Genomic DNA, 11,687 nt, shown 5'->3' with positions numbered 1-11,687 from the left:
AACCATTCAGAAACGCATCAGTGCCAAGATGAGAAAGAAAACACTTGAAGCCTACAAGCAAGCCTATCTTGTGCCGACTAAGTTAAACAATCGTAAGGCTGTCTATCTGAGCAGGGAGACACAGGAACGTGCCGACTTTATTGTGCGTAGATTAGGCGACAGAGGCAGCAACCTTTCAAGCTTCGTGGAGAACATCGTTCGTCAGCATCTGGAGGATTATGGTGAGGACATAGAGAAATGGAGAAGACTGTAAGCCGTAAGAAAAGGTAGACGGTTTTCTGGAAAAAGGTCTACCCTTTCTTCAAAATAGGTCTACCTTTTCGAGCAAATAGGTCTACCTTTTTTGCTAAAAGGGTCTACCTTTTCTTCTTCGGTTTAGTTCTCTATGAGAATGCCACGAATGCAGTTAGTCATAGAATGCACGGCATTCGTTTTTAAGCTATAAAACGTTTTAAGCGTAAATGGTTTGTTCGGTAGCATTGCAAGACGTCAGTTTGTACCCACAAACTGCTCTTGCTCCCCTCGTCAGACTGTCGGGGAGATAAGACCGTAATCACTCCGTTCTCATCGGTCAGTTCGAATTAAGACAAGAACATCTAATGATTAACTTTCAAGAACTTATATGAACAGATAAAAAAAGCTGCCCGATGGCAGCAACGATAAGGAAGAACAGAGGATGAACAAGAAGAGTTCATCAAGTAAGATGACCTAGAGGAAAAGCACGTATAAGTCAAAGGCGAAAGTGCGGGCGTAAGTTTTCCGATTACTGCCGTGAGATACTCCTAAGTGGAGAGGTGGCAGCCGTTCCCAAGATGACCGACAATGAAAGGGAAGCCATTGCCATACTTCAGCATACAGGAAGGTTCTATGGGCAGGTTTCCAATCTCATCAAGGTCAAGAACGAGGATTGGCTACATATTACAAAGAATCTTTCTCTATGTGCCAAAGAAGCATTTAAGCGATTTTACGACCCGCATTTTCGTGTGGACGATGAGGTATATAAAGTCTTAAATCTAACAAGAAATGATAGGAAAATGTAAGGCGATAGCGCACGGCAGCACGGCTCTGGACTATATATTTATGGAAGGCAAACTCGGTAGTCGGCTTGCCTTCCATAATCTTTGCAGCAGAGAGCCGAAGGCTATCTATGAGGAAATGAAAGTGGTCAGCGATTACAACACACGATGCAGAAACAAGTTCCTCCGCATTGAAATCGGTATAGCACCACAGGACGAGAAAAGACTGCCTGTATCCGAGCTTATGGGAATAGCTCATCTGTTTGCCAGACAGATGGGGCTTGGAAATCACCAATGGGTAGCTGTAACGCACAAGGACACCGACAATATGCACATCCACATCATTGCCAACCGCATCAGTCTTTATGGAGAAGTCTATGATACCACCTTTGTGAGCAACAGGGCAGCGAGAGTGGCGGAGGAAATAAGCAGAGAGAAAGGCTTGACCATCGCAAGGGAGATTAAGGCGGAGAGGAAGCATCAGAAAGCAAAGACCAATCCTACGAGAGAACAGACGAAGCAGCAGGTGCAGAAGATTTGCTATGCCTTGCTTGATAAGTACAAAGGTACAGGCATCACGGGACACTCCATGTTTCTCTACGAATTGAATAAGAACAACATTGCCATAGAGCGCATGAAGAATAAGCAGGGTAACGTCTATGGTTTGAAGTTCTCCTACTGTGGACAGACATTCAAAGCTTCCGAGATAGGCAGGGAGTTCGGCTACCATTCCTTGCAAAAGAACTTTGAAACAACCAACAAGGAAGAATCAAGGAAACCACATCTAACAGTACAAGAGCCGACAGAAAGGAAAGAACAACCTGATACAGGTTACCAACTCGTACCTCCAAGCCGTTCCTCTATCTCACGAGACAATGACACCCCACGAATGCAGAATCCTATTAGTACAGTGGCAGACACCATTGTTAGTGCAGCCGATGAACTGATGGAAGGGTTAGGCGATTTGATTACACCAACCGCACAAGGCGATGACTATGCCGAAACTGCATGGCAGCGCAAACTCAGAAATCAAGCGAACAGAAAGAAGAAGCGAGGAAGAGGGCTATAACTATAAGAGTAGAAGTTCGGTAACTCAGGTGACATTCTTTATTCCAATTATCAAATGTTGTTTTGAGTGGATTCTCTGATTATGTTTTGTAAAACAAAAGTAGGTTTACCTCTATCTTAGGTGCTTCGTAGAGCATTGCGCTAAAAAGGAATAATAATTAAAAAATATTTCTGTAAAATATACTTTATGTGAAGTAAATATGTTAACTTTGCAAGAATAAAGAGAATCATCATTGATGATTCAATAGCTATTGCAGAAAGATGGAAGTCAAGAAGCATTATAAATGTCATATATTTTATCGATACTCAACGTATCGTAGAACTTCCTTTCTCCACAAAGAACTGACAAGTGTTCTGAAACATGATGTCTGGGGTGTAAATGAGTAATATTATCACATTTCGTTGCTAATCAAATGAAGGACAAATGTATTCACAATTATTCTCACCATATAACTTATACTCCTGTACTACGCAAAGTGAACGTAGGAATAGTAGATTAAATAAGGACGATTTTGCTGAGAAGGTGGATTTACTCCTTGGCAATAGCATAAATGATGGTACATACCAGTTCGCAATAAAAGCCTGGTGGGACTTATTCCTCAATAACCATCCCAAAGGTTCTTTGGATTCCCTTTGTCAAAATTTGATTTTGCGTAAGCTATATAAAAATATCAAGCGCATATATGGAATTGGTCAGTCTAATCGCAACCTAATCGTGAAACAGATGGTTTCGTTATTGATAGATGGGTCTCATAAGTGGATTATTCGTCTTGATATACGAAATTTTTATGAATCCATTGAACGCAGCCTACTTATGGAGCGTTTCCAAGAAGATGGACGTTTGAATTATCAGTCTATCAGTCTTCTCAAAAATCTTTTTGCTAATCCAAGTATTTCCGAGAAGAAAGGATTACCTCGTGGATTGAGTATAAGTTCTGTGATGTCAGAACTTTATATGAAGTATTTTGATTTGGAGATTCGCAGAATGGAAGGTGTATTCTACTATGCACGATTTGTTGATGATATCATAATATTTTGCAGCAGTAAAATTTCGCAAGAAAATATTTGGATAAAGATTCCTAAGTTATTGAGTAATATAGGGCTACAACTTAATGAATCTAAGTCATATAAGTGGGATAACCAACAGAAGATTTTAAACCTTACCTATCTTGGTTATACATTTTTTCCCAAAGAAAAGAATATTATAGAAATAACCATAGCTGATAAGAAAGTGAATATCATAAAGACCCGCATAACCAAGAGCTTTGTGCGCTTTGCCAAAGATGGGGACTTCGACAAACTAAAGAACAGAATAAAATTTCTTACAGGCAACTTCACAATCTATAATCCCTCTACTTTATTACCAATCAGAATTGGAATCTACTTTAATTATAATATGATAACCTCCAAAAATTCATTATATGAACTTGATAAGTACTACCAGAGATTGTTGCATTGCAGAACGGGACGCTTAGGAACAAGGTTGAGAATACAGATGACTGTTATCCAGCAAAAGGAACTATCCAAATATTCTTTTGTTTTTGGTTTTGAAAGACATGTAAGACATTACTTTACTTCTGCAATGATTGCAGATATAACTAATTGTTGGCGATGAGTAAGGATATAAATCTAAATAACACATACAGAGTTCTTCTAACTGAAGTCTTGCCATATGAACTTCCTTTGATGCTTGACAACGAAGGCTTCTATCTCAATATGCAAGATGAAGATTTGCAAAATATATTCAATGAGACCTTCCGGGGAAAACTAAATGAATGGACAATTCCTTTCGATTACTCAGTCCGTAAATATGGTGGAGACAAGAGCCGTAAACTTAGTTTAATGCATCCTGTTACTCAATTGCAATGCGCTGAGTTTTATAAATCTCATGATAGCTATATGCTTTCACTTTGTAGTAATAGTCCCTTTTCTCTTCGATACATATCAGAGTGTGCCAAATGTATATTCAAGACTGATGAAACGGAAACTATGGATGCTCCGGAACAACAGAACCGCATAGAAATTTTAGATGATGAAGTGGAGAAACGATACCGTTCGTATTTCAGTTATAAGCGTTACGATATGATGTATAAGTTCTTTACCAGTGGCGATTATCTTCGTTTGGAACAAAAGTACACCAATCTGATGAAGATGGATATTGCCAGTTGCTTCTATCACATATATACTCATACTATAACATGGGCTGTTAAGGGCAAGGAACAAGCTAAGGCTCAAATAGGCAAACCAACCTTTGAAAATGCTTTTGATACCCTTATGCAGCATACAAACTACAATGAAACGAATGGGATAATTGTCGGTCCAGAGATTTCTCGAATATTCGCAGAAATTATCTTGCAACGTATTGATGTCAATGTGCTCAACCGCCTTAAGCAAGAGCCATATTCTTTAAAACTCGGTCGTGATTATGAAATCAGAAGATATATCGATGACCATTATATTTACGCAAATAGCGAAGAAGTACTGCGCTTAATACTTGATGTCTATAAAGAAGAATTCCAGTTCTACAAGCTTTATATTAACGAGAGTAAACTTGAATTTTTGGAGCGACCTTTCGTTTCAAATGTATCTGTTGCAAAACGAGAAATTAACGAACTAATATCCAATATTTCCGAACACTGGTTATTGAAGGATGAAAATCATAAATACAAGCATATTGTAAAGAATGAGATGAGCACCTTTTCATCCGTCGTAAACAAATTCCGTTCGATTACGTTTAGGTATAATCAGAAGTATGGTATATTGAATAGATATTTTCTTGCATTACTCGTCTCACAACTATGTGAAGAATCGAAGAAGGAAAGTGCTATTAATGCAACTTCTAAACTACCTTTGATGTATCTTGAAATCGCTTTTTATGTCTTCTCTTTGGATATGAATACTTCTGCTTCCATAAAACTATGCCGTATTTTGAACGAACTGCATATATGGGCAGAAAAATGTATTGACAAAACTATATTGCCAGAACTGGAAAATAGAATATATCGTGAAGTAAAACGCTGTTTGGATATTTACGAGGTTAATAGAAAAAGTAACGAAACCAATCTCGAAGTACTTAATTTGATACTGTGTCTCAGTCATATAATGAAAACACCAATACCACGAACACAATTGGTTAGACTCTTCAATATTACTGAGGGCTGTATAACGGAATACAAGCATCAAAACTATTTTCAGATATGTACTCTATTATATATTATTGGTAGGGATACAAACTATAATGATATTAGAATTAATATTTTAGAAGAAATCAAACATCGAGTTAAAGAAGAAAATTCGATGTGGCATGCAGACACTACAATGCTTTTCTTTGACGCTTTAGTCTGCCCTTTTTTCACGAAGAGTGAAAGAAAGGATATATTAATGGAAGCGTGTGGATATAAAGAAAACACAGCGTATAATAAATTGAATATTTATAACAAAACGAAGAGATGGTTCTTTAACTGGGATAAAAAATGTGACTTATCTGATTTGTTATCTAAAAAAGAATATCATTCTCCATACGAATAAGATGAACATACGGAATCAGCAAAAGCCCGAAGAGACAGTTCTGAGGAAGTCATCCATGATCAAGAATACGACCAAAGAATATACGTTCAATTAGAGTTGCTGACTTAATTTTAGCGCATGCGTGTGCTGAATTATTGCTCAACGAATGCATTTGCAACAAAGAGAGAACGAGGGGTATAATCCCCACACACTAATGACCCCCAAAGGCTTGTTGCTGATTCCGCTTTATTTATATTTATTCGAACTATTAGCTATAAATTAAATCAAGTTAATATAGTCAAAGTTTCATTCTTGATATATAGAATTTTTTCTCTTTTTATGACTATACATATATATATTATCTGTTAAGTACAGAAGTTTCAGATATTATTAAGGAGTTAAACCATACTTTCCAAATCGAAGTGCACAAGCAGGTATATTTCTTAAAAAACGCTTGTTATTCGGTAACAAAGTATTATCTTTGCAGACAGAATAATAAGCGTTCTTTGTTAGGTAGAATACAGCGACTTGAAGTAGCTCGCTCGTTTCCAAATCGTTACCTATTTTGTTCCTTCGGTGAGGTAACTTATTTATTTTCAAATAGATACATTTTAACAATTATCTTACCCTGCTATTTTGTAATAACTTGATAAACAGATTGTTGTAAAGATGCTAAAAGGATGAATTTTCCTTTCTTTTAAAGTGAAATAGTCTGTTGATTTTGTAATGTTTTTTCGAAATCTATTGCGTGTTTTAAGATAAGTTGTTGAGTCTTTTTAATAATGGAATTTACGCAGAACTATCTTTGACCTTTCTTCTATGATTTACCATGCGAAGTCAATATAGAGTTTTGCTAATGCGTGTTTACTCTATATTGTTATCTCTAAAGTGATAATTTGGCAAGCATGGTTTAGGTAGTAACCTTGTAAGAAGTTTTATACGCTTGTGCTATAAGGATAAGTAATCTTGTTTTTGTTTGCATTTTTAGGTAAAATTCTTACCTTTGTGTTAGACATTAAATTTAAAGCTTATGGGCATTATTGCATCACTTATTATTGGAGCCATTGCAGGATGGTTAGGTGGACTTATCTATAAAGGTAGCGGTTTAGGACTTTTTGGAAATATCATTGTTGGTATTCTTGGAAGTGGCGTCGGATCTTGGCTTTTAGGAAGTGTGCTTCATATTTCACTTGGTGACGGGTGGATAGGTTCTATCATCACGGGTGCTATAGGTGCTGTTGTGGTTTTATTCTTATTAAATATTGTGTTTGGAAAGAAAAAATAAGGACACAAAAGTGGGTGTTTTAAGACAAATAAGTCGTTAGAGCCTAAATATATATTGTTTTATCATTGAGTAGACGTTTTGCTTTGTAGCGCAGGCGTAGCAGCAGACTATGATAAGTTATAAAGACAGACAAGGAACTGATAAAAAAATAAAAGATGGTAGGAACACTACTATAGTTAAATAATTAATAAACGTAAAGCCCCGAAATGTCATACATTTTGGGGCTTTACTCTTATGTTTTCTCTCTACTATCTCTTTCCGTTAGCAGTCCATATTTTGCCATCTTTAGTGTATAGAATATTCAATGATGAAGCATTGATTCTAATTATTTTTACGCCTTCTTTCAAGTCGATGTTTACTAAAGTGTGGTCACCTTCCTTCTTAAAGGTTACGCCTTTAAGGTCAGGGATTCCATCTGAAAATCTAAAATAGTAGCTACCAGCTGCCTTAATGACGGTTATAGAACCATTATCGGCACTTTTCTTTATTTTATCACCTGAATAAGTGATTCTTCCTTTGTATGTCCCTACAAAGATGTCATTGTCTGCAGGGTCATCTGTCTTGCTACAAGAGATTGAAGTAAGAGCTACTATGAATAAACAAATCAAAGTAGCTAAACTGAAGATTCTTTTCATAAATAATTTGATTTTAAGGCTTACTAATCAGCTAAGTTATTTCTTAACTTTTTCTTTCAATGATGCTAATTTCTTTTCTAATAGCTTAACAAGGTCTTCAGGTTTACTGTCTGAATCTGATAAAAGATTGTCAACCTTTTCTTCTAAAGTGCCTTTTAACTCCATAGATTTATCACGCATTTTTCTTGTAAAACTATCTATTTGGTCTTTTAGTTCATCAACTTTATCGCCTATAGAATTCTTTTTACATAAGGTTTTATCCTTGTCAAGTACAAAAAGTACACCTATACCTGCAACTGTTCCAGCTGCTACTCCTAATAAAATGCTTCCAATTTTCGACATAGTCTTATATATGTTTTAATTAGTTTAAAAATATACTGTCGTTGTAAATATAACAAATAAATCTGATATAAGCAATATTGATGCGCGAAGTGTGTGGTAATTTTATAAAGAATAACATTTTCTCATGGTTATTGTGATAATATTTTATATATTAATAAAAATCACTATCAGTGCCTTTTAAAAACAATGTTTACTTGATAGCAATACAATTTTTACAAAAAAAGTCAAGTCTATATAACTATCTTCTACATTCAATTTTAGTGTTTTTGTTTATGTATGTAAGTATAAAAAAAATACCAAACCCGTGATGGTTTGGTACTTCTTACTCTTGTATTGTACTATTATTATGGTAAAATAATTAGTTCAAGGCTATCAGATTTGACTTTCACTTTCAGCCAGTCATATAGCTGCTTTCTGTTGTCTTTGGCAAGTGTCTTGTTTGTTTTGACTATAGCCACGATATGATTTTTTATTGAAGCAGAATCAACGAAAGACTCAGATGCTTTTGAAAGCATAATACTCTTTGCTGAGGGGCATACGACTTTAAGTTCTTCTCGCATGTCGTTAGCAAGTACTGCATAACGTGTATAAGAAGTTAGTTCCTTCTTTAGCACATCGTTGTTATATGCAAGTTCTTGCCATTCAGCCGTATTTTTTTCTCCTACCATCAACTGACCTTTATTCTTGTGCTGTAGGAGTAATAAGCTATCAGAGTTAGATCCTTGTATCACCTTTAGTACGTAGCCATCAAGCTGATAATTAGTCATCGATTTTTGTGCTTTAGCTATCGAATCAGTTGATATCGGATTGCCCACCGCTACCACATGGAGGGTTTTGGTTTTTAGGTCGTATTGGTGTGAGAGAATGTTTGTTCCGCTATAATTAAGTTCCTTTGTAACGAAATTCTCTATGTTATTTTCAAATACACTTTGCTTAATGATGTTCCATGTCATGTAGCTTGCAGGGATAATTGTGATAATGATAATGCTGACGATGTAAAGATTTACTCGTCTCATTTGTTCACGATTGATAAACTGCTTTCTATGAAAATGCAGAAAGCGTACACCAAGACAGGTTGTAAAAGCAATGAAAACAGTATTGATGAAATAAAGGTAAAATGCCCCAAAGAAGTAGGATGTGTTTTGTACAGCAAGACCATAACCTGCTGTACAAAGGGGTGGCATTAAGGCTGTGGCAATGGCAACACCCGGCACCACGTTGTTTCTTCCTTTTGTTGACGTAGCTAAGAATCCAGCAGCACCACCAAAAAGAGCTATCAATACGTCATAAAGGGTAGGCGATGTGCGTGCTAAGAGTTCGGATTGAGCATCCGTGATAGGTGAAAGTGTAAAGTAGATTGCTGCAGTAACAACGCTAATGAACGTACTTACCAAATAGTTTTTTATGGACTGTTTGAACAAGTCCAAGTCAGCAATTCCAATAGCTAATCCCATGCCGATGATTGGTCCCATCAGTGGAGAGATGAGCATAGCACCAATAATTACTGCTGTTGAATTGACATTTAAGCCTAAGGATGCAATAAATACGGCAAAGATAAGTATCCAGAGATTAGAACCTTGAAAGTTGATGCCATTAGTTATTTGTTTAATAACATATTTTTCGCCGTCTTTGTCAGGTAAGACATTGAAATAACTCTTAATTATCTGCCATAAAGTTTGATTGTTATTTTCCTGCATTTCGTTTTTTTTGCAAAGATACTGAATTTAATGGAAAGTTTCAAGCAGTTTCTTGATTAACTATTAGGGCGTGGGCTGGTATTTGTGAGCGTACATTCTTTTCGTTTCACATAAGAACAAGATTGGTAAAGTTAAGGCTCCGTTGTAGTGTACAGCCAATATGCAATTACGATAGTCCTATATATGAATAGATGTTCTGATCAACAAAGAGCTAAGAGAATAAAAAAAAGAGTACCAAGAAAACTTGATACTCTTTTTATTTATGTTAGATTTTAGTGTGCAAATTACTTGCCACCCTCCATCTTCTTCTTCAAGTCAGCGAGAACACCGAGGTCGCCGAGAGATGTACCTGCTGCAACGTTGTTGATAGCAGCTGCATCATTCTTTGGCTTGCTCTGAGCTGCTGGACGCTGGCGACGTGGCTCTTCCTTAACCTCCTCGAATGTACGAGAGTGAGAAAGGATGATACGCTTAGTGTCCTTAACGAACTCGATTACCATGAATGGGAGAACCTCACCAAGCTGTGCCTGTGTGCCGTCCTGCTTAACAAGGTGCTTTGGAGTAGCGAAGCCCTCACCACCCTCGTTGAGAGTGATAACAGCACCCTTGTCCATAGACTCGGTAATCTTACCCTCGTGGATTGAACCTGGAGTGTAGATTGCCTCGTACTCATCCCAAGGATTAGACTCGAGCTGCTTGTGACCGAGGCTCAAGCGACGATTCTCCTTATCGATTTCGAGAACAACAACCTCAATCTCAGAACCCTGTGATGTGAACTCAGATGGGTGCTTAACCTTCTTAGTCCAAGAGAGGTCGCTGATGTGGATAAGACCGTCAACACCTTCCTCGAGCTCTACGAAGATACCGAAGTTAGTGAAGTTACGAACCTTTGCGATGTGCTTAGAGCCTACTGGATACTTAACCTCGATAGCCTCCCATGGGTCTTCCTTGAGTTGCTTGATACCGAGAGACATCTTACGCTCGTCGCGGTCGAGTGTGAGGATAACTGCCTCAACCTCGTCACCAACCTTCATGAACTCCTGTGCAGAACGCAAGTGCTGGCTCCAGCTCATCTCTGAAACGTGGATCAAGCCCTCTACGCCTGGCTGAATCTCTACGAATGCACCGTAGTCAGCCATAACAACTACCTTACCCTTAACGTGGTCGCCAACCTTGAGGTTAGGATCCAAAGAATCCCAAGGGTGCTGAGTGAGCTGCTTGAGACCGAGAGCGATACGCTTCTTCTCCTCATCGAAGTCGAGGATAACAACGTTAATCTTCTGGTCGAGAGCAACAACCTCATGTGGATCGCTTACGCGGCCCCAAGAGAGGTCAGTGATATGTACGAGTCCGTCAACACCACCGAGGTCAACGAATACACCATAAGAGGTGATGTTCTTAACGGTACCCTCGAGGATCTGACCCTTCTCAAGGTGAGAGATAATCTCCTTGCGCTGTGCCTCGAGCTCAGCCTCGATGAGTGCCTTGTGTGAAACGACTACGTTACGGAACTCCTGGTTGATCTTAACGACCTTGAACTCCATTGTCTTACCAACGAATACGTCGTAGTCGCGTATAGGGTGAACGTCAATCTGGCTGCCAGGAAGGAATGCCTCGATACCGAATACGTCAACAATCATACCACCCTTAGTGCGGCTCTTGATGTAACCCTGGATAACCTCGTCGTTCTCCAGTGCCTTGTTGATATTCTCCCAGCTCTTCTGGAGGCGAGCCTTCTTGTGAGAAAGAACGAGCTGACCGCGCTTGTCTTCTTGGCTCTCTACATAAACCTCTACCTTATCACCAGGTTTGAGATCTGGGTTGTAACGGAATTCAGAAGCAGGGATAATACCATCGCTCTTGTAGCCGATGTTAACAACTACTTCCTTCTTGTCAACTGAAATAACAGTACCTTCAACTACTTGGTGTTCCTGGATCTTGTTAAGAGTTTCGTTGTAAGCCTTTGTAAGGTCATCCTTACTAGCTACGGATTGTGAACCATTTTCGAACTCATCCCAGTTGAAGTCAGCTAAAGGCTGTACATTCTGGACGTCTTTGAAATTTGTCATAAAGTGTTTAAAAAATAATTTAATTAATAAAGTTTGACTTTATATTACCTTGTATGAAATGGGGATAA

Annotated in this window: 9 protein-coding genes and 1 pseudogene; 6 read left to right on the top strand and 4 right to left on the bottom strand. The window is 38.0% G+C overall.

Features of this window, described 5'->3' with window-relative positions; genetic code table 11:
- The 6 genes and pseudogenes from HMPREF9969_RS04555 to HMPREF9969_RS04530 all read left to right on the top strand — a co-directional run.
- On the top strand, positions 1-253 hold a 253-nt coding region (locus tag HMPREF9969_RS04555; RefSeq protein ID WP_009434657.1), incomplete at its 5' end, for a DUF3408 domain-containing protein.
- Between the two features lie 377 nt (positions 254-630).
- Positions 631-1,040, top strand: a pseudogene (locus HMPREF9969_RS13305) (hypothetical protein).
- Positions 1,024-2,085: a relaxase/mobilization nuclease domain-containing protein gene (locus HMPREF9969_RS04545; RefSeq protein WP_009434661.1), complete on the top strand. Its 1,062-nt coding sequence runs from the start codon at positions 1,024-1,026 to the stop codon at positions 2,083-2,085. The pseudogene HMPREF9969_RS13305 and the gene HMPREF9969_RS04545 overlap by 17 nt, the downstream one beginning before the upstream one ends.
- A gap of 423 nt (positions 2,086-2,508) precedes the next feature.
- Positions 2,509-3,699 carry an antiviral reverse transcriptase Drt3a gene (gene drt3a / locus HMPREF9969_RS04540; protein WP_009434670.1) on the top strand — a complete coding sequence of 397 codons (1,191 nt, stop codon included), beginning with the start codon at positions 2,509-2,511 and terminating at the stop codon, positions 3,697-3,699.
- A complete protein-coding gene (gene drt3b / locus HMPREF9969_RS04535; protein WP_009434648.1) occupies positions 3,696-5,612 on the top strand; it encodes an antiviral reverse transcriptase Drt3b in 1,917 nt (638 codons plus the stop codon). Before drt3a ends, drt3b begins: the two co-directional genes overlap by 4 nt.
- Positions 5,613-6,621: 1,009 nt before the next feature.
- The gene (locus HMPREF9969_RS04530) at positions 6,622-6,876 is read left to right on the top strand and encodes a GlsB/YeaQ/YmgE family stress response membrane protein (RefSeq protein ID WP_009434647.1); all 255 of its coding nucleotides are present in this window, start codon (positions 6,622-6,624) and stop codon (positions 6,874-6,876) included.
- 248 nt (positions 6,877-7,124) lie between these two features.
- Here HMPREF9969_RS04530 and HMPREF9969_RS04525 read toward each other — a convergent pair whose 3' ends face one another.
- From HMPREF9969_RS04525 to rpsA, 4 genes are all read right to left on the bottom strand, one after another.
- A complete protein-coding gene (locus HMPREF9969_RS04525) occupies positions 7,125-7,511 on the bottom strand; it encodes a hypothetical protein (RefSeq protein WP_009434653.1) in 387 nt (128 codons plus the stop codon).
- Between the two features lie 36 nt (positions 7,512-7,547).
- Complete coding sequence (locus tag HMPREF9969_RS04520) at positions 7,548-7,853, bottom strand: YtxH domain-containing protein (RefSeq protein ID WP_036895029.1); 306 nt, start codon at positions 7,851-7,853, stop codon at positions 7,548-7,550.
- 344 nt (positions 7,854-8,197) lie between these two features.
- Positions 8,198-9,550, bottom strand: a complete 1,353-nt coding sequence (locus tag HMPREF9969_RS04515) for a TIGR00341 family protein (RefSeq protein ID WP_009434663.1) — start codon at positions 9,548-9,550, stop codon at positions 8,198-8,200.
- Positions 9,551-9,834: 284 nt separating this feature from the next.
- A complete protein-coding gene (gene rpsA / locus HMPREF9969_RS04510) occupies positions 9,835-11,619 on the bottom strand; it encodes a 30S ribosomal protein S1 (RefSeq protein WP_009434666.1) in 1,785 nt (594 codons plus the stop codon).
- Positions 11,620-11,687: the final 68 nt, after the last annotated feature.

The sequence above is a fragment of the Prevotella sp. oral taxon 306 str. F0472 genome, assembly GCF_000257925.1.
GTDB lineage: Bacteria > Bacteroidota > Bacteroidia > Bacteroidales > Bacteroidaceae > Prevotella > Prevotella vespertina.
Note: the sequence above shows the minus strand (reverse complement) of the source record. Positions and strands in the feature narration are given on the sequence as shown.

Coding starts and splice junctions, on each gene's coding strand:
- HMPREF9969_RS04530 (WP_009434647.1), top strand. CDS start 6,622: ATGGGCATTATTGCATCACTTATTATTGGAGCCATTGCAGGATGGTTA.
- HMPREF9969_RS04515 (WP_009434663.1), bottom strand. CDS start 9,550: ATGCAGGAAAATAACAATCAAACTTTATGGCAGATAATTAAGAGTTAT.
- drt3b (WP_009434648.1), top strand. CDS start 3,696: ATGAGTAAGGATATAAATCTAAATAACACATACAGAGTTCTTCTAACT.
- drt3a (WP_009434670.1), top strand. CDS start 2,509: ATGTATTCACAATTATTCTCACCATATAACTTATACTCCTGTACTACG.
- HMPREF9969_RS04525 (WP_009434653.1), bottom strand. CDS start 7,511: ATGAAAAGAATCTTCAGTTTAGCTACTTTGATTTGTTTATTCATAGTA.
- rpsA (WP_009434666.1), bottom strand. CDS start 11,619: ATGACAAATTTCAAAGACGTCCAGAATGTACAGCCTTTAGCTGACTTC.
- HMPREF9969_RS04545 (WP_009434661.1), top strand. CDS start 1,024: ATGATAGGAAAATGTAAGGCGATAGCGCACGGCAGCACGGCTCTGGAC.
- HMPREF9969_RS04520 (WP_036895029.1), bottom strand. CDS start 7,853: ATGTCGAAAATTGGAAGCATTTTATTAGGAGTAGCAGCTGGAACAGTT.